20 protein-coding genes and 1 pseudogene are annotated in these 24,987 nt (G+C 65.1%); 6 read left to right on the top strand and 15 right to left on the bottom strand.

Annotation, left to right across the window (positions count from 1 at the left end; genetic code table 11):
* Positions 1-20: 20 nt before the first annotated feature.
* The 5 genes from DF200_RS03650 to DF200_RS03630 form a co-directional block, all read right to left on the bottom strand.
* The gene (locus DF200_RS03650; protein ID WP_109136943.1) at positions 21-4,181 is read right to left on the bottom strand and encodes a transglutaminaseTgpA domain-containing protein; all 4,161 of its coding nucleotides are present in this window, start codon (positions 4,179-4,181) and stop codon (positions 21-23) included.
* The gene (locus tag DF200_RS03645) at positions 4,174-5,160 is read right to left on the bottom strand and encodes an AAA family ATPase (protein ID WP_241520109.1); all 987 of its coding nucleotides are present in this window, start codon (positions 5,158-5,160) and stop codon (positions 4,174-4,176) included. Before DF200_RS03645 ends, DF200_RS03650 begins: the two co-directional genes overlap by 8 nt.
* Positions 5,161-5,344: 184 nt before the next feature.
* Positions 5,345-5,638: a co-chaperone GroES gene (gene groES / locus DF200_RS03640; RefSeq protein WP_109136942.1), complete on the bottom strand. Its 294-nt coding sequence runs from the start codon at positions 5,636-5,638 to the stop codon at positions 5,345-5,347.
* A gap of 185 nt (positions 5,639-5,823) precedes the next feature.
* Entirely contained in the window at positions 5,824-7,344 is a 1,521-nt protein-coding gene (locus DF200_RS03635) for a hypothetical protein (RefSeq protein ID WP_146192003.1), read from the bottom strand.
* A 333-nt stretch (positions 7,345-7,677) separates the two neighbouring features.
* Positions 7,678-8,346, bottom strand: a complete 669-nt coding sequence (locus tag DF200_RS03630; protein ID WP_109136940.1) for a GNAT family N-acetyltransferase — start codon at positions 8,344-8,346, stop codon at positions 7,678-7,680.
* A gap of 109 nt (positions 8,347-8,455) precedes the next feature.
* Here DF200_RS03630 and DF200_RS03625 point away from each other — a divergent pair, with 109 nt between their 5' ends.
* The 3 genes from DF200_RS03625 (at position 8,456) to DF200_RS03615 (ending at position 10,398) form a co-directional block, all read left to right on the top strand.
* Positions 8,456-9,133, top strand: a complete 678-nt coding sequence (locus DF200_RS03625) for a 5-formyltetrahydrofolate cyclo-ligase (RefSeq protein WP_241520108.1) — start codon at positions 8,456-8,458, stop codon at positions 9,131-9,133.
* A 217-nt stretch (positions 9,134-9,350) separates the two neighbouring features.
* Complete coding sequence (locus tag DF200_RS03620) at positions 9,351-9,536, top strand: FmdB family zinc ribbon protein (protein WP_109136939.1); 186 nt, start codon at positions 9,351-9,353, stop codon at positions 9,534-9,536.
* A gap of 205 nt (positions 9,537-9,741) precedes the next feature.
* Positions 9,742-10,398, top strand: a complete 657-nt coding sequence (locus DF200_RS03615) for an SAF domain-containing protein (protein WP_158275764.1) — start codon at positions 9,742-9,744, stop codon at positions 10,396-10,398.
* Positions 10,399-10,416: 18 nt separating this feature from the next.
* Here the strand turns inward: DF200_RS03615 and DF200_RS03610 are convergent, their stop codons facing one another.
* The 4 genes and pseudogenes from DF200_RS03610 to DF200_RS03595 all read right to left on the bottom strand — a co-directional run bounded on the left by DF200_RS03610 (position 10,417) and on the right by DF200_RS03595 (position 16,799).
* Positions 10,417-10,659, bottom strand: a complete 243-nt coding sequence (locus tag DF200_RS03610) for a hypothetical protein (protein ID WP_109137005.1) — start codon at positions 10,657-10,659, stop codon at positions 10,417-10,419.
* Between the two features lie 10 nt (positions 10,660-10,669).
* A complete protein-coding gene (locus DF200_RS03605; protein WP_109136937.1) occupies positions 10,670-14,305 on the bottom strand; it encodes a PDDEXK-like endonuclease domain-containing protein in 3,636 nt (1,211 codons plus the stop codon).
* 5 nt (positions 14,306-14,310) lie between these two features.
* Positions 14,311-15,378, bottom strand: coding sequence for a variant leucine-rich repeat-containing protein (locus DF200_RS03600; protein ID WP_439098311.1), 1,068 nt, complete (start codon positions 15,376-15,378; stop codon positions 14,311-14,313).
* A 106-nt stretch (positions 15,379-15,484) separates the two neighbouring features.
* Positions 15,485-16,799: pseudogene (locus DF200_RS03595) on the bottom strand (MATE family efflux transporter).
* On the opposite strand from DF200_RS03595, the gene DF200_RS11095 reads away from it, so the two are divergent.
* The gene (locus tag DF200_RS11095) at positions 16,729-16,917 is read left to right on the top strand and encodes a hypothetical protein (RefSeq protein WP_241520112.1); all 189 of its coding nucleotides are present in this window, start codon (positions 16,729-16,731) and stop codon (positions 16,915-16,917) included. The pseudogene DF200_RS03595 and the gene DF200_RS11095 overlap by 71 nt on opposite strands.
* 41 nt (positions 16,918-16,958) lie before the next feature.
* On the opposite strand, the gene rplL is transcribed toward DF200_RS11095, so the two are convergent.
* Together rplL and rplJ are read right to left on the bottom strand one after the other, a co-directional pair.
* Complete coding sequence (gene rplL / locus DF200_RS03590) at positions 16,959-17,339, bottom strand: 50S ribosomal protein L7/L12 (RefSeq protein WP_109136935.1); 381 nt, start codon at positions 17,337-17,339, stop codon at positions 16,959-16,961.
* 114 nt (positions 17,340-17,453) lie between these two features.
* A complete protein-coding gene (rplJ, locus tag DF200_RS03585) occupies positions 17,454-17,975 on the bottom strand; it encodes a 50S ribosomal protein L10 (protein WP_109136934.1) in 522 nt (173 codons plus the stop codon).
* A 398-nt stretch (positions 17,976-18,373) separates the two neighbouring features.
* On the opposite strand from rplJ, the gene yddG reads away from it, so the two are divergent.
* A complete protein-coding gene (gene yddG / locus DF200_RS03580) occupies positions 18,374-19,372 on the top strand; it encodes an aromatic amino acid DMT transporter YddG (RefSeq protein ID WP_109136933.1) in 999 nt (332 codons plus the stop codon).
* On the opposite strand, the gene DF200_RS03575 is transcribed toward yddG, so the two are convergent.
* Positions 19,347-20,753 carry an MATE family efflux transporter gene (locus DF200_RS03575; RefSeq protein ID WP_109136932.1) on the bottom strand — a complete coding sequence of 469 codons (1,407 nt, stop codon included), beginning with the start codon at positions 20,751-20,753 and terminating at the stop codon, positions 19,347-19,349. The two genes, yddG and DF200_RS03575, sit on opposite strands and share 26 nt — an antisense overlap.
* 449 nt (positions 20,754-21,202) lie before the next feature.
* Here DF200_RS03575 and DF200_RS03570 point away from each other — a divergent pair, with 449 nt between their 5' ends.
* Complete coding sequence (locus tag DF200_RS03570) at positions 21,203-22,243, top strand: LacI family DNA-binding transcriptional regulator (protein ID WP_109136931.1); 1,041 nt, start codon at positions 21,203-21,205, stop codon at positions 22,241-22,243.
* A 391-nt stretch (positions 22,244-22,634) separates the two neighbouring features.
* On the opposite strand, the gene DF200_RS03565 is transcribed toward DF200_RS03570, so the two are convergent.
* The 3 genes from DF200_RS03565 to DF200_RS10990 all read right to left on the bottom strand — a co-directional run.
* Entirely contained in the window at positions 22,635-23,069 is a 435-nt protein-coding gene (locus DF200_RS03565; protein WP_109136930.1) for a hypothetical protein, read from the bottom strand.
* A gap of 90 nt (positions 23,070-23,159) precedes the next feature.
* A complete protein-coding gene (locus DF200_RS03560; RefSeq protein ID WP_109137004.1) occupies positions 23,160-24,635 on the bottom strand; it encodes an MFS transporter in 1,476 nt (491 codons plus the stop codon).
* A gap of 150 nt (positions 24,636-24,785) precedes the next feature.
* A partial coding sequence (locus DF200_RS10990; protein ID WP_206603410.1) for a hypothetical protein occupies positions 24,786-24,987 on the bottom strand: 202 nt, incomplete at its 5' end.

Below are 24,987 nucleotides of genomic sequence, written 5' to 3'. Positions count from 1 at the left end.
GCCGTTATTGCCTACGACCATTATGCCCCATGCCTCAGAAGGGAGGGGGGAATCAAAGCCGATGCGATGCGACGGGCCATGCCTCCCACTCCCCCATGCCGGGCGCGGCACATGTCGTGCAACGCTTGTCGGACGTGTTCGAGGCCGGCGATGGACGCCTCCGTTCCGTCGGTCCGGAAGCGCTCGCCGGTCGTCGCGCCGCGTGTTCCCGGTCGTGCGAACGCCGATTGCACGGCGGCGTCGGCATGGTCCGTGATGATGCGTCTCATGTCGGCGTCGGCATGGTCGCCGAGGGCGGCGACGATCGCATCCGCCATCTCGTGGTCGGTGGCGCCCCGCGTCCACCGGATGCCGTGATCCCAGGCGGAATCGGTCAGTTCGCGCCAAGCCAGACGGGGTGCATCGCCGGCGCCGGCGCGGATACGCGCATAGCGCCGCCGACGGCGGATCCGTCTCGTCCACATGCCGGCGGAGCCAACGGCGTACACCGCCGATGACCATGCCAGCAACGCCAGCACCCGTAGGCCATATGATGTGACCGGACTTCCCTTGGTGTCCTGCGATGCCGCGGCGTCGACGACATCGTCCGTGGCGTTGCCGGCAGCCCCATCGGATGCGGACGGCGACGCGGACGCCTCGCCCCCAGAGCCCGTGTCCTTGGCATCCGTGTCCTTGTCATCCATGGACGACGAACCGGACGACGACGCGTCGGTGGAGGATGATTCGGACGGCGACGTGGCCGACGTGGCGGCGGACGGGGTCGTATCGGACGACGGGGATTCGTCGGCGGCGGGCGTCACGTCGAACGGAACCCATCCGATGCCGTCGATGTAGGCTTCGACCCAACTGTGCAGCTGGCTGCTGGAGACGCCGATCGCCCCTCCGGAGACGTCGCCGGAGCCGGGCGCGTAGCCGAGCACCATGCGGGTCTTGACGCCCATGGCGCGACCGAGCACGGCCAACGCCGACGCGTAATGCGCGCAGTAGCCGGTCCTGCGGTCGAGGAAGTCGCCGATGACGCCCAGGTTGTTGCGTCCGGAGCCGTCCGGGGCGTCGAGGGAGTATGAGAATCCGCTGGTGGTGAAATAGTCCACCAGATAGCGCATGGCGGCGATCTGCTCGTCGGCGCTGCGGCCGCGCGTGGAGATGCCCTGCCTGGCGGCGTTGCCGACGACGGCCTTGATTTGGTCGGGCAGATGGGACGGCAGCTCGTCATAGCCCCGCGGAGCCTTTACACCCCAATCGTAGGGGTCCTCGTATGATGCGCCGCCGGAGTAGCCCGACAGGGTTATCATCACGAATTCGTCGTCCGGCAGCGAGTTCGCATATTCGCCGGTGCCATAGGCGCGCGCCTGCCGCATCATCCACGACGGCGGGTTCTTGTCGATGACATACCGCTGAACGGACGGCCCCGTGCCGCCATTCATCGCGTCGTCGGATGCCGGACCGTTCGACGACGAATCGTCGGACAGCGGCGTCGCAACAAGCACGCGGGATGTTCGCGCATCGAGGTCATGAGCACGGATGAACGCGTCGGACAGCCGTATCCCGGCCTGGGTGACCTGTCCGACGACGTCGCCGTCCCCATCCGTCACGGTTTCGCCTCCGACGATGCCGATATGGATCAGCTGGCGTTGCCGGGCCTCGACGGCCTTGCGCTCCAGATCGGTCAGCGCGGTGATGCGGCGAAAATCCCCGACGGATGCGATGGGCGCGAGATACCGGCCTTCGACCGTATACCCCATGCCCGTATCCGTACTGGAAGATGTGGAGTAGATGGCGGTGTCGCCGCCCTGACGCCATCCGCCTCCCATGCCGGATGCGGTGACGGTGCCTGCGGGGACGGGCAGGAAGCGCGAGCGCAAATCGTTGATGGTCACGGTGGTGTTCACGTCCCTGACGGGGATGTCGGCATCGGCGTCCGTGCCGAGGATGTCGAGATAGCGGTCGATGGGCGTGCGGTTGTTGAAGAACGTGGAGTATCCCAGTTGTATCTCGCCCTGCCGCCGCCCGTCGGAATCAGCGCCCGAGGCGCCGCCGTAGAAATCGCCGCCGTCGCTGAGCCTGCGGGAGAACGACCAGGTGTCGCCGTTGAAGTCGTCGAGCGTGGCGAGGCGGAAGTAGAGCCGACGCCCGCCCGTATAGGTGAATGCGGTGACGCCGCCGACCCGGTTGACGCCCCTTTTGAGGTCTACCATCGGGTTGATGGTGCTGTTGGAGAACAGGCCGCCGGATTCCCCGAGCGGGATGTCGACGCGCTGCGCGGCGATGACGGCGGGCGGGGTGAGGGCCGCGGTGAGCGCCATGACGACGACGGATGCGATGATCGGCACCGGCGCCGCGAAGCGCCGGTCATGCCCGGCCCAGAGCAGGATGACGACGAGGCCGGCGCAGGCCACGATCCACGGCAGGGGCGTCTCCTGGCCGAGCCACGCATAGTCTACGGCCATGAGAATCATCGGCAGCAGCGCGCACACCGGACGGAACGACCGTATGGCAAGCAGGCAACGCAGCACCACCGCGACGATGGCGACGACGACCAGCAGGAGCACGTCGGCGTTGCCGCTGACCGTGACCGGCACATACTGTTCGTAAATCTCCGTGGCACCGTCGACGATGGCCGACCGCACGGAGCCGAGCCATGCGGCATCGCCGGTGCCGGCGCCCGGGGACGTCTCGCCCATCATGCGCCGTACACGCGCCATGACCGTCACCACGGCCGCGACCGTCAGCATCGCGCTGACGACGGCGCACCGCAGGGCGCGGGTTCCGGGCCTCCTGCCTGGGATCGATGATTCCACGCCGATGGCGACGAACGACGCGAGGGCGAACCACGTCCACCAGCCGATGGAGAACAGGGCCGTGGCCTGCCATATGGCGATGGCGAGTGCGGCCGGAACCGTCAGGGCGCGAATCAGCACGGCAGGAATCGACATGGCTGGAATCGACACAGCTGGAATCGACACTGCGGCGTCGGGTTTCTCGGATTCCCCCTCCGTCCGGTGTTCCGCCGTTGCCTGTCGTTTCGTTGTCGCCGCCCCATCGGCGTCCGGCCGTATGACGACGAGCCGGTTCTGCGGCAGCGTGCCTCGCAACGCCGTTTTGAATGATGCGGACGATGGGATATCCCCAGATTTTTCCCCGTCGTCCACAATCGGTGTGGACGACGCTGCGGCGGTGACCAGCATCGCCACGGTGTGAGGTCCGAGCGACGCCAGCCGCCGGGAGACCGCCTCCGCCCGGCCAGCCGGGCCGGTGGGGTCCCCAACGCCGTCCCGTCCGCCGTCCGTGTGCGTTTCCGGCCGCGCCGCGGCAAGGAACCGCGCTATGGAATCGGTGTCGGCATGGTGGTGGACGCCGTCCGTCACCGTAACACGGCCCCCGGAGGCCCATATGGCGTCGCACTGCTTCATGGCCGTGGCGAGACACGCGTCGAACATGACGTCGGCGTCGCCGGCACTGTGGGAGACGTCCGATGTATCAACATCCCACGTATCGATGATGATGAGCGCGTCGGCCGCCCGGTCACGGCCGCCGTCGCGTGTCATAAGTTCGCCGCGGTGCGCGGTCTGCCGCCATGCGATCATGCGCCAGGGATCGCCGGACTCGTATTCGCGTACGCCGGCCACGTCCGCATGCGCAAGACGGCCCATTACCGCGGATGTGGCCGCAACGGCGTCGTCCGCCAGATCGGGGTCTGCAAGGTTTCGGACCTCCGCGCCGTTGGGCGTCACGGTACGGTTCGCCCATAATCCGAACACATCGACCCACCGTGCGGCCACGGAGTCCAGACGGTACAGTCCTCGTTCGCACGGCCGCTCCCCCGCGAATCGGCGCACCGTATGCTCGTACTGGTCGAGTTGCGTCCATTGTCCGACGACATCGACGTCGCAAGGCATCAGCAGGGCCATCCGACTGTTACGGCGTCGGCGACGATATTCACGGAGCATGCCGTCGACACCCATGCCCGTGGCCACGTTCCGTACCAGACGTCGTTGGATGACGGCCAACGGCAGGGAGACCATCAGCGTAGCCGCACCGGCGATGGCCATCGCCATCAGCGAGGCGGCGTCCAACGCCAACCCCAGAATCGTGGCCGCGGCGACGACCAGGACCACGACGAGGGCGCGGAACGTCGGCCGGAGCAGTCCCCGGCCGTGGAGACGGCGCCGGCTACGCATGGTCGGCACGCGGCGCCGGAATCCGGTCCACGATGGCGTCGAGGGTCTCACGCGCCGCCGTGGACGCCACCGACGTTCCGGCGCCGAACGACGACTTCATGACGAGACGATGGGCCAGCACGGGCGCGACCAATGATTTGACGTCGTCGGGGGTCACATAGTCACGGCGACGGATGAGGGCGCGGGCCCGCGCCATGGCGAGAAGATTCAGGCCGGCCCTCGGCGAGGCGCCGAAGCGTATGCGCTCATGCCCCCGCGTGGCGCGGACGATCGCCACGATGTAGTCGGCCACGTCGTCGCCCGCATACACGCCACGTGCCCGTTCCCGCATGGCGGAGACGTCCCGGGGCGAGCAGACCGGACGGATGTCGGACAGCGGATCGCCCGCATGATCGGCGAGCAGCATGGAACGTTCGGCCTCACGTGAGGGATATCCGAGCGAAGTACAGGCCATGAACCGGTCCAGCTGCGCCTCGGGCAGCGGATATGTGCCCTCCAGCTCGATGGGGTTCTGAGTGGCAAGCACCAGATACGGTTCCGGCAGCGCATGGGTGACGCCGTCCACGCTGACCTGATGCTCGGCCATGGCCTCCAGCATGGCCGACTGAGTCCTGGGATTGGCGCGGTTGATCTCATCGGCGATGATGATGTTGGCGAACAGCGGCCCGGAGTGGAATTCGAACCGCTGAGTGCGCTGGTCGAAGATGCTGACGCCGGTCAGGTCGGACGGCATCATATCGGGCGTGAACTGGATTCGGCGCACGTCGCCGTCCACGCATCGTCCGAGCGCGCGGGCGAGGGTCGTCTTGCCGACGCCGGGAACATCCTCCAACAGCAGGTTCCCTCCGGCGCACAGCGTGGTGACGGTGAGTTCGATCGCCTCGCGGGAGCATGACAGCGCGGCGTCCAGTGTTTCGATGATGTCCCGCGGCGTCTCGCTGGACTGATATGCCGTCGTCTGCGATGCATCCATGGGCATTCTCCGATCATCGGTATTGTGTCTGGCATTGCGTCTGTCGGATTTGCATCCAGCCTAGCAAACCGCCGTTGAACACGGCAACGGGCACGGGTCCCTCCGGCTTCACGGGGAACGCCGACGAACACCGGCAAACAAAAAGACTCCCGCCGACCGGGCGGGAGTCATGCATAAGGATTCGAGGCAATCAGTTCAGGATGCCGAGAACGTCGCGGGCGGAGACGATCAGGTAGTCCTCGCCGCCGTAGTTGACCTCGGTGCCGCCGTACTTGGAGTACAGGACCTTGTCGCCAACCTTGACGTCGACGGGGATGCGCTCGCCCTTGTCGTCGCGGCGGCCCGGGCCGACGGCCAGGACCTCGCCCTGCTGCGGCTTCTCCTTGGCGTTGTCCGGGATGTACAGACCGGAAGCGGTCTGGGTTTCAGCAGCGGCCTGCTTGATGACAATCTTGTCTTCCAACGGTGTGATTGCAATCGACACTGTGGGCCTCCTCTTTCGTAAGAGCAAATTCGGTACAATTCCCACGCCAGAACGCCGCCGAGAGGCTGACGATCACTCGGGTGAACGTCCCTTTGCGCTATTCGTTATGGTAGCGCGAAATTAGCACTCTGCCAACTTGAGTGCTAATCGGGTTTGCCGATAGCGAAGACGGCGGCGCGGGCCGTTCAGCCGCGGCGACGGGCGAGGACGGCGTCGACGTCGGTGCCGAGGGAGTCGCCGCTCGCCTTGGGGGCTGCGACCTCCTCCTTGCTGCGCGCCGCCTGGCGCTCGTTGTGCTGGGCGGCATGACGCTCGACCCTCTTGGCGTCAATGAGCTTCTCCACGGCGTTGTCCCGGGAAGCGGCAGTGGTGGTGTGTGCCGTCTCTTCGGAAGTGGCGGCATCGCCACGAGGGTCCTGGCGCTGCGTACGGGGCTTCCTACGCGAGACGGAGCGGGCCAGCGACGACTGCCATATGTCCCCCGGCTTGGCGAAAGCGGCCTTCTGGCGTGCCCTCGCCGGCTTTTCGACCGACGGCTTCTCGACCGGGGTCTTGGCGTCGGACGCCTTGCCGTCAGCGGCTTTGCCCGCCGACGTCGCGATGGGCTTCTCGGCGGCGGAGCCGTTCCCGGCCTTGACCGGTTCGGCGTGCGCCACCTGTTTGGTCGACTTGATCTCGCGGCTCTGCGGTTCGGACGCCGCCACCTCGTTGCCCTGACGCGGCGAGCCCAGAGAGAAGGAGATGAGGTCCTGGTTGGAGGCGAGTTCGAAGGCGTCCAGAGGGTGCGAAGGCGAGACCTTGGCCAGCTCGGCGGTGTAGTCGTCCGGTTCCGCGGGCTTCGGCTCATGCACCGGCTTGGTCGGGGCCTTGGCTTCCGAGGGACGGGGCTGCGGGGTCTTGGTGGAGACCGTCTGCACAGTGGCTTGCATAGTGGCTTGCACGGTGGCCTGCACATTGGCCTGCACGGACTGCCGCGGGGTTGCCTGTCGGCGCCCGTCCGTCGTCTTCGCCGCCGTCGATTCGCCCTCCTGACGGCTTCGGGCCTCGGCCCGTGCGCGACGCTCCTGCTCGGCCTTCTTCGCCTCGGCGGCCCGGGCTTCGGCACGACGACGCTCGGCCTCCTCACGCCGACGTCGCTCCTCGGCCTCGGCACGCTTGCGGGCGGCCACCTCCTCGCGGGCCTTCCGGTTGGCCGCCTCCACCGCGGCGCGCTGCACCTCGCGCGCCTCAAGCGCGGCCTGCTTCTCCGCCTTGGCCTGTTCGATGGTCCTGCGGATCTCCTGCTCTGACATGGCGTACGTGGCGGAATCCTCCCCCGTCCGCGCATCATCCGCCCGGGCCTCATCCGCGTCCACATGCCGCAGACGTCGCGCGGCGCGCATGGCGGGGGTCTGCTGTACGGAGGCGGCCTCCTGACGGCTTCTGTTGCGGGCGGCCTTCTTCGCCTTCGCCACCATATGCTCCCATTCACGGGCCTGCTTCGACGCCCGGGCACCCAGAGCCAGCACGGCCGCGTCCAGCGCCACGGGAATCAGGGCGAACAGCGGACTGAAATGCAGGGCCAACGCCAGTACCAGCACCACGACGGCGACGACGGCGAGGGAAAGCACCAGAATACGCCTTCTGCGTATGGCGTCACGACGCAGCGCGCGAACATGCGCTATCTTCTTGTCGTCAAGTCTGGCGGCCTGCCCGGAAGACTGCATTGCTGCCCCTTTCCCGACGATGTTCCCGTGTCTATCGCCGAATCGCATGCCATCGTTCATATCGATGATATGCAAAGATGCGGAATATCGGTCGGAACGATGCTCCATCGCGTTTTTCATGCTCCGTGTGGTTTTCCACGGCTGCAGCCCGAACACGAGTATCGCGATGATCGCCCACAGTACGACACTGGCGAGCGAATCCAAATCCATGCACTCTACGATAAGGTACGCCCCTGAAAAACACTTTCGTTCATGTCGCGCGTGTCGAAGACCGACACAGAGTTTGCACATCGCCGTGCCGGACACGCGCGCCCGGCCGTCGTTCCGGGCCCTTTACGGTGCCGGGGTCGGCACGCCGGCACGCAGCCTGTCGATGACACGGCCGTGGACGTCGGAACTCACCAACGTATAGATGTCGTGGTCGCGCCATTGTCCGTTCACATACATATAACTACGTCGCACGCCCTCGTAGACGAGACCGAGCTTCTCCACCACACGGCGGGAGCGCGCGTTCTCGGGCAGGATCGCTACCTCGATGCTGTGCAGCATCGGTCCGGTCTCGTCGAGCAGCGCCCAATCGGCGAGCAACGCCAACGCGATCGGCGCATAGCCGTGCCCCACGCAGCGTCTGTCGACCCAGTAGCCGATCGTCCCGGTGCGCATGGCTCCGTAGCAGATGGCGCCCAGGGATATCTGGCCGACGATGCGGCCGTCCGCGATCATCAGCATGACGGCGCCCCGACCGGACTGCTCGGCCCGCCGCTGCCGGTTCACCCACTCGTTGAACGTGATGGTCGGCCCGTTCATCGGGTCGCCGGAATCCCAGGGTTTCAGCCAGTCGTCGTTGAACCGTCTCACCTCGCTCCACTCGTCAAGATCGTCCAACGTCATGGGCCTGAGCGTCAGCGCGGCGAATCCTTCGGGCGCGCGCAGCCGTCCGGGGATGCGGAAATCGGCATTGCCGGTCTCTGCGGGGGCATGTTTGGAGAACAGACGGAACATGCCTCCCATTATCCCGCCACGGTGTACGGGGCGTGTCATGCCCGACGCGCGGTGCGGCCGCGCCGGAACGAGACGGCGAACGGTCCGGGACCGCGACGATGGTAGAACCATGACCATGGACCATATGCGAACACCGGCCACAGACGGCGAAGACAACGCAAACGAGGGGAACGACGACGTCGCGGCGCGCAAGACCGCGCTGCGCCATGACGCATTCCGTAAAAGGCGCGCCATCGGGGACGCCGAACGTCAACGGGCCGGAATACGGCTCGCCGACGCCGCCGAACGGTCGGGCATCCTCGACGGCGTGGGAACGGTGGCGGCCTACGTGTCGATGGGCACCGAGGTGCCGACTACGCCGATGCTGCGCATGATGCTCGCACACGGGATACGGGTGCTGGTGCCGAGGCTCGGTTCCGGCCGCGATCTTGGATGGGGCGTGATGGACGACGTCGATGCGCTACACGACGCGGGCGGGAGCCGTCCCGACGAGCCCGGCGGCGCCGTACTGGACGCGGACGCCATCGCCGGGGCCGATCTCGTCGTGACGGCCGCGGTGCTGGCGGACCGCACCGGGGTGCGTCTGGGCCGTGGAGGCGGTTGGTACGACCGGGCGCTCGCCCGTCGACGCATCGGAACGCCTGTGGTCGCCGTGGTCTGGCCGTGGGAGCTTGTCGACGACGGACTGCCCTGCGAGCCACACGACCAACGCATCGACGGGGTGCTGACGCCGAACGGGTATTTCGCAGTCGGCGCACGCATGGGTCTGCCGACGGAGTCCGTGTGACCGCCGACGCCCATATGTCCGTGCACGGGCGGTGCCGAAGGTGCCGGCCGGTCGACGTCCGGCATGATTACAGTCCGACATGATCGCAGTCCGTCATCATGCTGACTGTTTGTCATGGTGGCCGTTTGTCATGGTGGCCGTTTGTCATAGTCACGGCTAGGATATGAACAGGCTTCATGGCTTTCGACGTAGTGTTTTTTTGATTTTGGAGGAACTCGTGCCTACGTATCATTACCGTTGCAAGAACTGCAACTACGATTTCACCGAGCAGCAGTCGTTCAGCGACGACCCCGTCACCGTCTGCCCGAAGTGCGGCGAGGAGCAGGTGCGCAAGGTATTCGCCGCACCGTCCATCGAGTTCAAGGGTTCGGGCTTCTACCGGACCGATTCCGGCAAGCACTGATTGCGCCACGTCGGCAATGATTGATCGACAATGATTGATCGAATGACCGATCTATGACGACAATCGGTCGGCCACGACGGCGGATTCGTTTCATGAAACCGTTAACAATAGCGGTTTTCCAACGATAATCCACGTTCATCAACATTGTCTGACCGAGTGGACAAGGCATATTCCCATCATTCATGCTGGGGATATGCCTTTTTTCATGACCACAGCGGGGAGCCAGCCAAGGGGCGGCGCATCATCGTCTCGCCGGCGCGCAGCCGAGACGATGCGACGTCTGGCGGTTGCGCTGTGCTGCGGGTTCGCGGTCTGGTTCGCGCTGCAATGCGTGATGTCCACGGTGGCCACGCGCACCGTCGTTGTGACGGTGCGTGACATCACGCGGGGCGACGTGATCTCGGACGGCGATGTGGCGGCCCGGCTGGTGCCGGACTCCGACGCGATGGGTCATGCGATGGGCGATGTGCGACGGGTGGTCGGCGACGTCGCACGTGTGGACATCGAAGCCGGCGCACCGGTCATCCGCGGTATGACGTCGGCGGAACCGGTCTCCTCCAATGGGCGGACGACGTTGGAGGTGGCGTTGTCGAGTGCGCCGGATTCGCTGACCCCCGGCGACACGATACGGCTGGTGACGACCGGGGATGAAGGGACGGGAGGTGATGCGACGAAGGCCAGGACGCTGGCCGAAGACGTGCTGGTGATGAGGACCCCCGACGGCGATGACGAGGGGGAGGGGCTGCTGTCCGCCGAGGCGGCCGACGGTCGACGGACGGTGCTGGTCTCGTTGAAGCCCGACGAGGCGCTGGCCGTCCTGGGCGCACAGGAGGCCTCGCCCGTCCTCGCGGTGGGGCGCTAGCGCCGCATGGAGCCGGGGCTAGCGCCGTCCTTCGGCGTCGAACTTCCCCCAATGCGGGGGCAGTTCGTTGAGGATGCGCCGGTCGTCGTCGGAATCCTTGTCGAGCCGTTCGCGACGGGCCTCCGGATCGGTGGACGATTCGTCGGCGTCGAGGAACCCGTCGGCGTCGAATCGCTCGGTCCCGCGGAAGACCACGCGCCTGTGGCGTCGGCGCGGTGCCGGGGCGCCTTCCGTGGGGGAATCATCGGATGCGTTCACCATGGCAGCCGCCTTACCGTTCGTCGCCATACAGCTTGGCAAGGCGGCTGACCACGCGGTCGACCTCCTTGTCGGGGTTGACGAACGCGGCCACGCTCCAGACGGCCATGACCGACCATCCGAGGGATTCGAGGTCCTCCATCATGAAGCGGTGGCGCTGACGCGTGGACGGGATGGACATGAACTGCGGGTCGTCGGTCATGACGGCAAGCGAGAACGGCTTGTTCGGCAGGCCGATGGCGAGAGGGATGCACATGCCGCCGTCGAAACCGTAGTTGACGGCCACGTTGAGGCCACGTGCCCGGATGCGTTCGGCCAAGTCCTCCAGCAGCGTGCTGGCCTTGACCGGCAGGGCATGGGGCCGGGGCACGGTCACCTGGGTGAGGTTCTCGCACCAGACGAGCAGCTTCTTCATCAGCTGGGGCCCGGGCTGGCGCAGGCGTTCGTCCTCAAGGTCCTTCGAACCGAATGCGGAGACCACGTCCACGTGTGCATGGGCGAGGGCCAGGGCGTCGAGCAGCATGTCGGCGCCGCCGGCGGATTCAAGCACGGGGCCGAACTGCTGGAGCATGCGGCCGTGCGTGGTGCGGGCGAAACCGAAGGTGATGATGACGTCGGTGGACTCCATGCCGCACACCTCGTTGAGGCCGATGATGCGCACATGGCGCAGGAACTTGCGTAATCCCGCGTCCTTGGAACTGCGGGCCTTGAGCTCGGCGCCGATGCGCTGGCGGTGCGCCGGGCACATGGTGACGATGGTGAGCAGGTATGACGAGGGCACGATGGTGAATCCCCCGGCGCGGGAGATCACCAGCTCCACGACGGCGTCGATCTCGGTCTTCGTGCTTTCCACGATGCCGCTGACCACCGAGGGGACGCCGTTGGCCTCCACCTTGGTATAGTTGACGCCGAGCTTGGCGTTCGGAACGCCGAGCGCCATCGGCACCTTGCCGTAGCCGTGGGATTCGAGGAACTGGGCGACGCGCAGGTCGCGACGGTCCGGGCGTTCGAGCAGCCGCAGCGGCTTGAGGTGCCCGATGAGCGTCTTGACGGCCGGCGAGGACACGGTCTCCTTGTGGGCGAGGATGACCACCTGGTCCACGCGGGCGAGCACGGACATCAGCTCCAACGGGTTGACGTGGGACGCCGCGTCGATGATGGCGATGTCCGCCAGCCGCTCCAGCGACGTGTTCGCCACAAGGGTGGCGGGCGAGGCCACGAGGATCGGCTTCGTGGCGGTGAGGATGTTCGGGTAGTCGCGGCGCAGACGCCCGAGCGGCACCGGCGACGGGCTGGCGAGCAGCGTATGCAGCTGGTTCGCCTCGTGCGACCGGGAGAACAGCAGTTCGCTCAGGCGCTTGGTCATCTCCTGGTTCACCATGGCGCCGATGGACGACACGTGTTCCGCATCCACCTGGCTGAACCGTTCGGATGCGGCAGACAGCACGGAACCGTCCTGATTGGAGATGATGGGCGAGGAACGCACGATGAGCTCGAAGATCGTGGTCCACCAGGCCAGCTGGAGCTCGCCCGCGGCGGCGTCCTTGTCCACGTGGCGGTTGCGCAGGTCGTCGACCAGTTCACCCAGTCCGTTGTCGCGGAAGTCACGTTCGAGCATGGCACGTTCGGGCAGGGTGTCCAACGAACGGTGGTCGTCGAACAGGCCCTGCAGACGCGCTTCGAGCGCGGCGAACGGCACTGATTCGAGGTCGGCGCCGTCGGGCGTGGTGGCGAGCACCGAGTTCAGGGCGGTCAGGTCGGAGGTGATGTCGTTCTGCGTCTCGATGATGTCGTCGAGCTTCGGCGGCAATACGGGCCAACCGCCGCGGGGCACGAACAGCCGCCACTGGTCCGCCTGCTTGGAGACGATCACGAGCGCGTCGTGCAGATCCTCCACCTGCGCGCCCACGCGCAGCAGGCTCCTGGCCTCCTTGATGTGGCGCCGCCGGTCCCAGAAGCCCATGGTGGAGCCGGAGGCCTTGCGTTCGGCCTTGGGCGTCGAGGCCTCGATCATCGCGGCGATGTCCCGCTCGAAGATGGCGGGCTGGAACACGTCGAGCACGCGGCGCAGGTTCTTCAGCACCACCACCTGGCGGCTCCACTCCTGCATGGTCTTGGGAATGGGGAACCCGCAGGTCTCCACCACTGAGCGGATCTGCTCGCGCACGGCGGGCAGCAGCGTCTCCAGAAGGCGCACCACACGCTGGTAGGCGTTGACCGCCTCCTGCTCGCTGTAGATGGAGGCGCGGTACCACGACGTGTCCTCGGGACCGATGCGGAATTCGCCGAGTTCGCCCGCACGCGCAAGCTTCCCGCTCCACTCGTCCATGGCATTGCCCAGCTCGCGGGCCGTGTGCTCGCTCAGGCGCACGTGCGTGGCCGGGTGTGTGGGCAACGCGGAGATGCGTGCGAGGTTCTGGATGGTCTCGTAGGCCGAAACGCCCCACTCCTTGTTCTTGCCGTGCAGGTCGCCCAGATAGCGGGTGAGGCGGGAGCGCACGCCCACGAGCTCGTCGGCGAGCTGATCGAAATGCGAGCTGGCCGTGCCGGGCTGGTAGCCCACGGCGGCGATGAGCTGCTGGTCGATGGTCGAATTGGAGGCGTGGTCGCCGATGTCGAGCATCAGGCCGGCGATCTCGTTGCGGGCGATGCGACGCATGAAGCGACGCTTCTGGCTGGGCACGCACGGCACGTACAGCACGGTCTTGCCGTTCATCACGGCCCGGCTGGCGATGCCCGCGGAGATCATGTCGGAGCTTCGTCCGGTGGGCAGGTCCACGAACACGGAGGCTCCGGAGGAGACGATCTGCGCGGCATAGCGGGTGGCGTTGTCGATGTCGCCAATCTCCAGCTCGTTGTGGGGATCGCCGTCGTAGGGGCTGTAAGCCGGAACCGGGTAGTCGGCGAGGAAGTCCGCCGCCTTGTCGTTGCCGGCGAGCGTGTCGATGAGGTCGTTACCGGTCAGGCCCCGGCGCATACGTCGCAGCAGCGCCTCGCCCTCCTCAAGGAACAGCGTGGACGAGTGGATGAAGCATCCGAGGATGATCTCGCGCTCCACGACGAAATCCTCCACGGAGTCCCCCACCAGCGACGTGATGCGGGAGAACAGCGCGGACGTCTCCGGAGAGCTTTCGGAATACTGCGAGGTGTCGAGCAGGCTCTCCTCGTCGAGCATGACGCCGTTCTCGCGCATGGCGGAGACGAACACCGGGTTGATGGACGCCGTGGCGGTGAATCGGATCTGCGCATGGGAGAGCGACTCCTCGCCCTCGCCACGGTCGACGCGCACGGGATAGAGCAGCAGCGGCATGGTCGAACCTTTCCAGCTGGCCACGCCCACGGCGAGCGACAGCTGCGCGTCGCCGCTGAGGTTCTCCACCGCGGCCTGGTCCTCCAGCACGCGGGCGAGCCGATGCTGGCCCGCGCGCAGCATGCCGCTGTCACGGAACAGGCTGCTCAGCTGCACATGGCCGCTGGCGAACAGCTGCGCCACCCCGGAGGGATGCGCATGGGTGAGGTCCAGTCTGGCCTCCAGCTGGGTCAGGTCCTCCACCGGGGAGGGATGATGGTCGTTGCGGTACTGCTCATACCAGGACTGCACACGGTCGATGGCCTCGGTGGAGACCGAGGCTTCAGCAGCGTTATTCATTCGTTCTATTCCCCTTTGCCGGCCAGATAATCCTGATACCCCTGATTGCCCTGCAACGCCCGATCGACGTCGGCGTTGCCCTGCAGCTCCAGCCACGAATAGAGGTCGGGATACAACGAGGGATTCAATGCGAGGAACGGCAGCAGTTCACGCTGGCGGGCGATGTCGAACTGCATGTCGTAGTCTCGGGTGGTCTTGGCCTCCTCCGAGGTGAAGCCACCGGCCTCGATCACGGGTTCAGGCTTGTTCAGCTCGCCCTTGGATAGCCGTTCGAACACGGATCCCGGTTCAAAAACCGGCGTGAACCCCGTCGCCGGCGCCTCGCCTCCGACCGGCGCGGCCTCGACGGCACCGGGCCGGAACCGGGACGCATCATCGGCCCCGGCCCCAGTGGCGACGGCCTCGACGGCGTCTCCCGTACCGCCCTGCGTCTCGGAGCCGCCGATGACCTCGGTCACGGCGTTCCGCGACGAAGCGGAAGCGGGGCCGTTGCCGGCCTCCTCCTGCTGCCTGCGCGTCTCGGCCACCACACGGTCATGCAATGCGTCGATGCGGCTGCGCACCTTGGCGGTGCTGAGCAGCCCGGTCGGCTCGCCCGCACGCAGGTCGAGGATGTCGTCCACGCTCATGTCGGCTGGATTCGCCTCCTGCGCCTCACCTCCCGGAGCCGCATACGTGAACAGGTCGGAGACCTTGTCGCTTTCGTCCTTCGGCAGGGCGGGAACCCTGAGAAAATCGACCGGCACGTCGCCAAGCTGGAACCGCATGGTCGAACGCGGCAGCTGGAACTCCTTGCTCGGCGGCACGCGCATCAGTTCGCCATCGTCACGCACCACGTAGGTGCCGTTCGTCGACGACAGATCCTCGATGCCGGCGACGCCGGCATCCGTCACGGAGAACCGAACATGACGCTTCGACATGGATTTCGTCGTGTCATCCACGTCAAGGCGGCGCACGCCATCCTCCTCGGCGACGGGACGCAGGGGCTTGCGGCCGATGACCACGGTCTGCCCCGCATCGACACGAATCTCGTCAACGCCGTTGACTTTGATGAGCCACTGCTGGTCAATCACAGAACGACCCTCCTCTACCGTTATAGGCATCGTTTGATGCCGGACACACTTATGTCAATTGTGGCACGGCACGTCGGCTTTTCCCCATTATCTCAGCACACTCGTCTCACATCTGCACATTGAGGCGTTTCAACACGCGGTATTGCAGGGGAATCGTCGTCAGGAACGTCAGGATGTCGGCCGCCGGCTGCGCCGCCTGCACGCCGAACAGGCCGAACACGTGCGGCAGCACGGCGATCAGCGGCACCAGGTACACGCCCTGCCGGCACACGCCCAGGAACGAGGCCACCCCGGTCAGCCCCATCGTCTGCTGCATCATGTTCGAGATCATATTGCATCCCATGATGGGCAGACTGGCGCATTGCAGCCACAGTGCCACGGTGCCGATGCGCACCACGTCGGGATCGGAACGGAACAGTTCGATGAGCTGCGGAGCGAACGCCGAGAGCCCGATTGAGAACCCGATGAGGATCATCGTGCTCACGCGGATGCAGAACCAGTAGCCCTGTTTGACCCGGTCGAACAGACCGGCGCCGTAGTTGTAGCCGCACACGGGCTGGAACCCCTGACCGAGGCCGATGATCACCGAATTCGTGAACAGCATGAGCCGCATGATGATGGCCATGGCCGCGATAGCCGCGTCGCCGAACGGGTTGGCGGCGAGGTTCACGCAGGTGGTGGCCACCGAACCGACGCTCTGCCGCAGCAGGGACGGCAGTCCCCCGCCGATCACCTCGCGCACCAGCAGCACGTTCGGGCGGAGCTGCCGTGGCGTGAGTTTGAGCACGGCGACCCTGCGGCACATGACGACGAGAATCGCGAAACTGATGGTCTGGCATATCGCGGTGGCGACGCCCGCACCGAGGATGCCGAGGCCGGCGCCGAAGATCAGCGCCGGGGCCAGCCCCATGTTCAGCACGGCGCCGAAGACCAGACCCACCATGGCATATGCCGAAAGCCCCTGATACCGGAGCAGCCCGTTCATGGTGAACGATCCGCACACCATGGGCGCGGCGACGAGCAGCGGCGTGAGATACTGCACCGCATAGGGGGGCGATGGTGACGGTGGAGCCGAGGGCGAACACAAGAGGGTGCACGAACAGCAGGCCGCAGACGGCGAGCAGGGTGCCGAAGCCCACCGACCCGAAGAAGCCGATGGCCATGAGGCGCGCGGCCCGGGCCTCGTTGTGCTTGCCGAGCTCGCGTGACATGGAGTTGCCGGCGCCGTTGCCGAAGAAGAACCCGATGGCCTGCATGACGGTCATGACTGAGAACGCGATGCCGATGGCACCGGACTGCGAGGTGCCGAGCCGGCCGATGAAATACGTGTCGGCGAGGTTGTAGATCATCGTGACCAGATTGGAGACGATGGCCGGCAACGCCAGCCGAAGGACCAACGGTCTGACCGGTCTTCCGGTCATCTGCCGATATTTCTCGTCCGCCGTCGCCCGGCGCAATCCCCGTGCCTCGTTCACGACCGATAGTGTACGCCGAAAACGGAAAACCCCGCGCCGTGGAATCCACGAACGCGGGGCCTGACGAATCAAGCAGTGACTACTGCGCGGCTCATGCCGCGATGATCACTTGAGCTCGACGGTGGCGCCAGCCTCTTCCAGCTGGGACTTGGCCTTCTCGGCGTCTTCCTTCTTGGCACCTTCGAGGACCGGCTTCGGAGCGCCGTCCACGAGAGCCTTGGCGTCGGCCAGACCCAGGGAGGTGATGGCGCGGACGGCCTTGATGACCTGGATCTTCTTGTCGCCGACGGCGGAGAGGATGACGTCGAACTCGGTCTTCTCTTCCTCGGCCGGAGCGGCGGCACCCGGGGCGGCGACGGCGACGGCGGCCGGGGCGGCGGCCTCGACGTCGAACTTGTCCTCGAAGGCCTTGACGAACTCGGAGAGCTCGACGAGGGTCATTTCACCGAAAGCATCAAGAAGCTCTTCGTTGGTGAGCTTAGCCATAATGGCTTCCTTTCATTCAATGGCGACCGGGAGTTTTGTTAAGGTGAAATCCGGTCACCGAAAATTTTTTATTGATTATTCAAGCGGCGAGACGCCAGTCCTTGCGGACGGGAGTCAGGCGGCCTTCTCCTGCTTCTCGCGCAGAGCGTCCACCGTGCGGACTGCCTTGGTCGGCAGGGCGACGAAGAGCTGAGCGGTCTTGGTCTGTACAGCCTTGAGGGAGTACGCGATCTTGGACAGCAGGACCGGGCGGGACTCAAGGTCGGCGAGCTTGTTCACGCCTTCGGCATCGTAAACGGTGTCGTCAGCGTAGCCGCCCTTGACGATGAGCTGCTTGTTGGTCTTGGCGAAATCACGCAGGACCTTGGCGGCCTCGACGTAGTCACCCTTGACGAAGGTGATGGCGGACGGTCCCTTGAGGTACTCATCAAGACCCTCGATGCCAGCTTCCTTCGCGGCAATACGTGCAAGCGTGTTCTTCGCCACAGTGTAGGAAGTATCGCGGCCCAGCTTTTCGCGCAGATCGGTGATCTGCGGCACGCTCAGCCCGCGGTACTCAGTGAGGTACACGGCATCGGCGTCACGGAACTGCTCCGTGAGCTGTGCGATGACCTCAGCCTTTTCGGGCCTTAACATGGCGTTCCTTCCTAAGTCGGCCGTTGACTGGAGGAAGCCATGCGGGCAATAAAAAAGCCCCGCGCGCAGGCGGAGCAAACATCATCCTCGGGCATGCATGACACCCGCTTGCCTTCCGAATCCGGAAAGTCTGTTTTCTCAACCTGCGTTGGCAACCTTCGAGAGACTTGCGCCCCTAACCAACGGTCTGTGGTTTACAAGACAGATAATATACACCCGGACTCCCATTACGGCAAATCCGCGACACGCCAGGAATTTCGCTCGCCGAATCGTCGAAACCGACGATTCACTCGCCCATTTCATCGTTTTTCCACCGTGGAATCAACAAATTGCGCGATGAAATCAGGCAATCAGACCGCAACCCCGCCGATAACATGGTACCGGTACCATGGACGACTATGACAGGCAAGCCGAAGAACAGTTCCGCGAGCGGCGGCGAAGACCCCACCGGCACCGCAACCAACACCGGCACCGCAGCCACCGCCGGCACCGCAACCAACAAACACAACGTCCCCACAGCCCACGCCACACTGGTGGGGTTCGCCGCCATCGCCCTGTGGAGCATGATGATGGGTCTGGTACGCATCGTCTCCGAAGCGTTCGGCGTCACGCTCGGCTCGGCGATGATCTACACCTGCGGGGCCGTGCTACTGCTGGTGTTCCGCAGGCCCGCACCGCCGTCCTCCGCGCCGCGCCGTTATCTGCTCATCGGCGGCGGCCTGTTCGTGTTCTACGAATCGTCGATCGCGCTGTCCATCGGACTGGCCTCCTCGGCCGCGCAGTCAGTGGAGATCAGCCTCATCAACTATCTGTGGCCGACGATGATGGTGCTGCTCGCCGCCGCCGTATCGCGTCGCCGCCACGCCGTCCGTTTCGCGCTGCCCGGCGCACTCGTCGCCACGGCGGGCGTGTTCCTCGCCGTGGGCGGCAACAGCGGGCTCGACTGGCATGCGGCACTGGGGCACGTCGTCGAGAACCCGCTGCCGTTCATACTGTCGTTCCTCGGCGCGCTGGCATGGTCGGTGTATGCGGTGGCCACGCCGTCGATGTCGAAGGGCTACGACGGCACCAGCGTGTTCTTCCCCTGCGTGTGCGTGGCGCTGTGGATCGTGCACTTCGCCTCCGGGGAAGGGCTGCCGGCCACCGCTCCCCCACTGCACGCGTGGCTTACCGTGCTGGTCACCGCCGCGGTGATCGCCGGCGGATACGCCTGCTGGGGATTCGGAATCCTGCACGGCAGCATGGAGAAGATGGCCGTGGCCTCCTACGCCACGCCGGTACTGTCGGTGGGGGCGAGCGCCGTGCTGCTGGGCCTGAGCCTGTCTCTGCCGTTCTGGTGCGGCGCACTGCTGGTAGCCGCCGGCTCCCTGCTCAACTGGTTCGTCCGCGCACGATAGCCGTCTCGCGCCCACGCCCATCATCGGCCGACGAGAACATCCCCTCGGCGCGACGCACCACCACCGCCACCATCACCATGCAGTACGCCAACGCCATGCCCCACGCCATCGGCCCGGAGAAGCACACCAGCAGATAGCCGCCGCCGGCGACGGTGAGCCAGCCGCCGACGCAACGGCCCACCAGCTCGCAGAATCCGGAGAGAATGGCCTGCGTGCTGTATCCCATACCCTGCAGCGTGTTGCGGAACACCATCAGCGCGCCGTGGACGACGAAGAAGCAGCTCATGACGAACAGATACTCCACGGCCGCGTCGATGATGTCGGGATGGGCGTCGCCGAGCACGAACCGGCACATCGGCTCCTTGAACAGCAGTATCGCCACCCACGCGACAGCGCAATACACGGCCTGGATGGCAACGCCGTCGCGCAACCCGACCTTGATCCGACCCACCTGACGCGCGCCATAGTTCTGGCCCGTGTATGTGGCGAGCGCCATGCCGACGCTTTCCATCGGCAGCGTGAACAGCTGCCGCACGCGCTCGCCGGCGGTCTGCGCGGTGACCATGGCGGCACCGAGCGAGTTGATGGCCATCTGCATAGCCACCGCCCCGATGGCGGCGACGGAGTATTCGAATCCCATCGGCAGGCCCACATGGCACAGTCTGACGACATGCCGTCCCGACCAGCGCATCTCGTCGCGCCGCACGCGGAACGTCGGGATGCGAGAGAACGCCCACCAGCAGTTGAGCGCGGCGGAGATCGTCTGCCCGATGACGGTGGCGAGCGCCGAACCGATGATCCCCATGCCGACGACACCGATGAACAGGTAGTTCAGCACGATGTTGGCCGCGCAGGCGACGATCAGGAAATAGAACGGGTGCTTCGAGTCGCCGACCGCGCGCAGCAACGCCGCCGAATGGTTGTAGAGCACGGCGGAGGGGATTCCGAGGAAGATGACGACGATGTACTGCGTGGCCATGTCGGTGAGTTCGGCCGGGGTGTCGAGCAGTTCGAGCATGGGCCGGGCGAGCAGCGTCATCGATGCGGTGAACGCCGCCGACATGATGACGCCGAGCCACACGCCGTTCCACATGAAACGTCGGAAGTCGCGTTCGTCCTTCGCGCCGAAGCTTTGCGACGCGGGGATGGAGAAGCCGATGCATGCGCCCTGGATGAATCCTATGACGAGGAAGTTCAGCGAATACGTGGCACCGACCGCACCGAGCGCGGCGTCGCCGATGAGTCGGCCTACGATGACCGCATCCGCGAAGCTATACAGCTGCTGGAACAGGGTGCCGAGAACGAGCGGTACGGAGAATACGAGGATGCGCGCCAGCGGGCTGCCGATGGTGAGGTCGGTGGTGGTCGTGCGTGCCGTCATGGTCTTCCCTCCGTTCCTGAGATTTCGCGTACGGTGTTGCATGATTGCGGATATGGGCACAAGGCGGATGCGGGAACGATAGGGGGAGCGACGCGGTGGGCGCACGTCGCGTGGACTACGCGGCGGGCCGGTTTGCACAGGGCGGGCGACGGTTCTCACGTGGCCTCCGTGCCCGCGGGAACCGCCTCTCTCCCGGTCGACTCCGATGGTCGACCTCATGCGCATGTTCGCGGACGCTTATCTGGCAGCGCGTCTGCAAACACTCATTCGTAATCATGAGCCTGCCGATGGCCGAGGCATCGACGCCCTTATCGTAAAAACGACGCGGAAACGCCATCGCGGTTTTTCCATCGTTTTCCAAAACCCGGGGAACATACGACAACCGTAACGATTGCAGAACATCGTCCGACATGGATAACGGCCTTGCCGAACGACTACGATGAGCGATCATGAGCAGTGTGCATGACAATGACGGCAACGCCGGCCTCGGGACGACGACGGTGACGATCACCGACGTGGCCAAGGCGGCCGGAGTCTCCATCGCCACGGTATCGAGGACGTTCCGCTACCCCGACCGCGTGAACGTGCGGACGCTGAACCACGTACGAGAGGTGGCCGACCGTCTCGGCTACCATGCACAGGCCATCATGCCGCGGGAAAGGGACGGGCTCGCCGGGCTGATCTCCCTGACAGTCAACGATCTGGGCAATCCCGTGTATTCGCAGATCGCACGGGCCGTGCAACGCGAATGCAGCCGGCGCAGCTTCGGCCTGATGGTATCGGAGACGGAGGAGAGCCCCGATTCCGAGCGGGCGATCGTCACAAGGGCCATCCCCCATGTGGACGGGATGATCCTGTGCGCGCCGAGACTGCCTGACGCCGCGATCCGCAAGCTTGCGCAGGCGCGCCCGCTGGCGGTGATGAACCGGGCGGTCGGCGGCGTGCGGTCGTTGTATGCCGACGACGGGCCTGCCATCCGTGATGCGGTGGAGACGTTGCGCGGGCTCGGCCATCGGGGGCTGACGTATCTGCCGAGCGCGCAGCGGTCATGGCAGAACGGGTTGCGGGCGAACGCGTTGCAGGCGGCATGCCTTCAGACCGGCCTGCGGTTCCGTCGCACGTCGTGGACGTATCCGCTGGGACCCGAGTCGACGCCGGTGTTCGAATCGTTTTTGCGGCGCCCCACGTCGGCGGTCGTCGCCTACAACGACGAGGTGGCGTATGCGTTCATGACGTTCCTCGTCTCGCATGGCGTGGGCGTTCCGGACGACGTGTCGGTGATCGGCATCGATGACATTCCGTTGTGCGAGGTGTGCTCCCCTCGTCTGGCGAGCATCGCGGTGCCGCGTCGGGAGCTGGCGTGCGAGGCGGCGCGCCGGGTCGTCGGGCAGGTCCTGCACAGCAGAGACGATTCGATGGCGCCGGTGGTGCTGCGGTCGAGGTTCGTCAGAAGGCAGAGCGTGGGCCCGGCGAAGCCGCCCCTCACGTAGGGTATTGCGCACTCATCCGTTATAACCAGCGCACAGCAGGTCCCAGCACAGGGTCTTACACAAGTGTGAGTCAAACCCGACGCCGGGGCATATTCCGCAGAGGTTTTTACGCACTCATCCGTTATAACCAGCACTGGGTGGTTGCCGGCGTAGGGTATTACGCACATATCCGTTATAACCAGCGCTGACATGGAAACGGCATGGAAAAACCCGCCCATCGAGGAGAACGACGGGCGGGCGGCATAACACATCGCGGCAAACCGATAAAAACCGCGAAGACTAGTCGGCCTGCAATCCGTGCGGAGCCACACATCCCCGAATGGCCCCGGGAACCGCAGGCCTGGCGATCGTCCGCATCTCCGGCGAAGGGCGCCGGACACGGACGGACAGGCTACTTGGCGAGCTTGGAGAAGTCGTCGAACAGTTCGCCGTAGATCTGGCCCCAGGAGCGCTTGCCCTGAATGTACTTGACGGTCATCGACTTGGTGAACGAGTCGAAGAAGCCCTTGATCTCGGCCTTGGTCTCGTCGGCGACGTCGAGGCCGTCGACCTTGGCCTTGATACCGTCGGATGCCTGGGCGCAGCGCAGGGCCTCCCATTCGCCGTAGGTCATGGACTTGAACTTGCCGTCGAGGCTTTCGTTGAGGGTGAAGGTGTCGGCGTCGGCCAGCGGGGCGAGCACGGCCTCCAGCTGGTCGGCGGGGGTGACGAAGTCGAGTTCGCCGGCCTGGTCGAGGCCAGTGAAGGAGACCTTGCCATCGGCGATTTCGGCCTGGATGAACACCATCTTGTCGTTCTTCTCGTTGTAGAGGATGATCTGGGACATGACTGCTTCTTTCGTTGGAATATATAAGGATATGGAGGTATGGAAAGAGCCGCGATTGGCGGACGCTTCACGCGGCTCTGGGAACTGTCGTCAGATCTTTTCGATCGGCAGGCCGTTCTTGTCGAGATCCGGCCACAGCTTCTCGTACGGGTGTCCGGTGAGCTCTTCGGCGATCTTGCGGGCTTCCGGAGTGACGTCGGCCTTGGAGCCGCCGGCCTCAAGACGCTCGATCTCGGCCTTCAGGATGCCGTGGGTCTCACGGTCGAGGTAGATGCGGCGGGACATCCACAGGGCCCAGGCGATCAGGATGGAGGTGCCGAGGAAGAAGACCAGCACGATGCCGACCTGCACGTTGTGCGGGGTGGTCTGGAAGTTCTTCATGGTGTCGGCCTTGTAGCCGGTGAACTCCAGCAGGATACCGGCAACCCACGTGGCGATGGCGCCGGTGGACTTACGGAAGAAGGTCATCACGGAGGCGTAGAGGCCGGCGCGGTCGCCGCGGGTCATGATGTAGTCCACATCGGGCATGAACGGGAACAGGTTCCACGGGGTGAACTCAAGGGTTGCACGACCGCACTGGTAGAGGATGGAGACGATGAGGAAGATCCAGAACGGGTTGTGGATCTTGAGGGCCCACACGCCGACGTACGCGACCATGGCGATGAGGATGGAGACGTAGCTCAGGCGGAACAGGAACTTCGGGCCGTGGGAGATCATCAGCTTGGCGCACCAGATGGTCATCGGGATGCCGAGGATGGACATGGCCTGGAAGGTCCACGGCCAGGATTCGCCGGCGCCGGAGATGCAGCAGACGATGAAGGTCGGCAGCAGCGTGGAGTAGAAGTCCTTGCCGGTGAAGCTCAGCAGGTAGACGGCGAGGTGCGTGCGGAAGGCCTGGTTCTTGAAGGTGTCGACGTAGCCGTTGATGGACTCCTTGAGGAAGCCGCCGACGGACTGCTTCGGACGGGATTCGAGCTCCTTGATGAACTCCTCGGTGAGCGGGCGCTCCCAGGTGCCGAAGGTGGAGATGGCGATGGCGACCACGAACAGGACGGTCCAAGCGATGCCGGCGATCAGGTAGGAGTTCGGGTTGTTGGCCTGCTTCAGGGCGGCGAGGATGAGGAACACGAGGGCGGTGCCGGTGGCGGAGATCACCATGCGGGAGCCGGAGAGCGTGGTACGCAGCGTGTAGTCACGGGTCATCTCGGTGGGGAGGCATTCCCACGGGACGATCATCATGGCGATGATGATCTCCATGGCGATGTAGACCGCAAGGTAGTAGGCCGCGGACGTGGAGTTGATCCAGAACAGCGGGAACACGCAGGCGAACAGCACCAGACCGAGCAGCATGAAGAAGTGGCGGCGGCCGAACTTCTGTCCGAGCTTGGTGTGGTAGAAGTTATCGGTAATCAGACCGAGGAACAGGTTCCAGATGCAGTCCACGATACGACCGGCAGCGGCGATGCCACCGGCGATTGCCGGATTGAAGCCCTGAGCCAGGGTCAGGTATGCGAAGATGACGCCGGAAACGATGTTGTTCCAGCCGCCACCCATAAGGTCGAGCATGCCGTACTGGATACCACGACCAATATTGATTTCGTGAGCCTTGTAAGGCCACTTGTTGAGGTTGGAGGCCATTTGTTTTCCCTTTCCTTCCCTGATGCGGACCGGCAATGGCCCGTACCAGTCTGTGGCGCGGCAACACAGCCCGCGCCATCATTCGATCGGCGAAGCCCACACCCCACTGCCAGATGGGATGCCGTTCCGCCGCACCGCCCGCGCTGCCAGTGCACCGACGGTCATCGAAAAAACATCACACTTCAAAAGAAGTTCATATTTATGAGCCTTCGCCAGTTTGTGTGGTGGGGTGTTGAGCCTCGGCGTCGTGGCCGGGGCTTTTGTGTGTGCGGGTATGGAA

Origin of the sequence: Bifidobacterium catulorum (genome assembly GCF_003129925.1) — a bacterium.
Taxonomy (GTDB): Bacteria; Actinomycetota; Actinomycetes; order Actinomycetales; family Bifidobacteriaceae; genus Galliscardovia; species Galliscardovia catulorum.
The sequence above is the reverse complement of the archived record's forward strand: the minus strand, read 5'-3'. Positions and strand labels throughout refer to the sequence as shown.

Excerpts from the sequence above, each read along its gene's own strand:
- DF200_RS03650 (WP_109136943.1), bottom strand. The coding sequence starts at position 4,181 with ATGCGTAGCCGGCGCCGTCTCCACGGCCGGGGACTGCTCCGGCCGACG.
- DF200_RS03645 (WP_241520109.1), bottom strand. The coding sequence starts at position 5,160 with ATGCCCATGGATGCATCGCAGACGACGGCATATCAGTCCAGCGAGACG.
- DF200_RS03635 (WP_146192003.1), bottom strand. The coding sequence starts at position 7,344 with ATGCAGTCTTCCGGGCAGGCCGCCAGACTTGACGACAAGAAGATAGCG.
- DF200_RS03630 (WP_109136940.1), bottom strand. The coding sequence starts at position 8,346 with ATGTTCCGTCTGTTCTCCAAACATGCCCCCGCAGAGACCGGCAATGCC.
- DF200_RS03625 (WP_241520108.1), top strand. The coding sequence starts at position 8,456 with ATGACCATGGACCATATGCGAACACCGGCCACAGACGGCGAAGACAAC.
- DF200_RS03615 (WP_158275764.1), top strand. The coding sequence starts at position 9,742 with ATGACCACAGCGGGGAGCCAGCCAAGGGGCGGCGCATCATCGTCTCGC.
- DF200_RS03610 (WP_109137005.1), bottom strand. The coding sequence starts at position 10,659 with ATGGTGAACGCATCCGATGATTCCCCCACGGAAGGCGCCCCGGCACCG.
- DF200_RS03605 (WP_109136937.1), bottom strand. The coding sequence starts at position 14,305 with ATGAATAACGCTGCTGAAGCCTCGGTCTCCACCGAGGCCATCGACCGT.
- rplL (WP_109136935.1), bottom strand. The coding sequence starts at position 17,339 with ATGGCTAAGCTCACCAACGAAGAGCTTCTTGATGCTTTCGGTGAAATG.
- rplJ (WP_109136934.1), bottom strand. The coding sequence starts at position 17,975 with ATGTTAAGGCCCGAAAAGGCTGAGGTCATCGCACAGCTCACGGAGCAG.
- yddG (WP_109136933.1), top strand. The coding sequence starts at position 18,374 with ATGACAGGCAAGCCGAAGAACAGTTCCGCGAGCGGCGGCGAAGACCCC.
- DF200_RS03575 (WP_109136932.1), bottom strand. The coding sequence starts at position 20,753 with ATGACGGCACGCACGACCACCACCGACCTCACCATCGGCAGCCCGCTG.
- DF200_RS03570 (WP_109136931.1), top strand. The coding sequence starts at position 21,203 with ATGAGCAGTGTGCATGACAATGACGGCAACGCCGGCCTCGGGACGACG.
- DF200_RS03565 (WP_109136930.1), bottom strand. The coding sequence starts at position 23,069 with ATGTCCCAGATCATCCTCTACAACGAGAAGAACGACAAGATGGTGTTC.
- DF200_RS03560 (WP_109137004.1), bottom strand. The coding sequence starts at position 24,635 with ATGCTCGACCTTATGGGTGGCGGCTGGAACAACATCGTTTCCGGCGTC.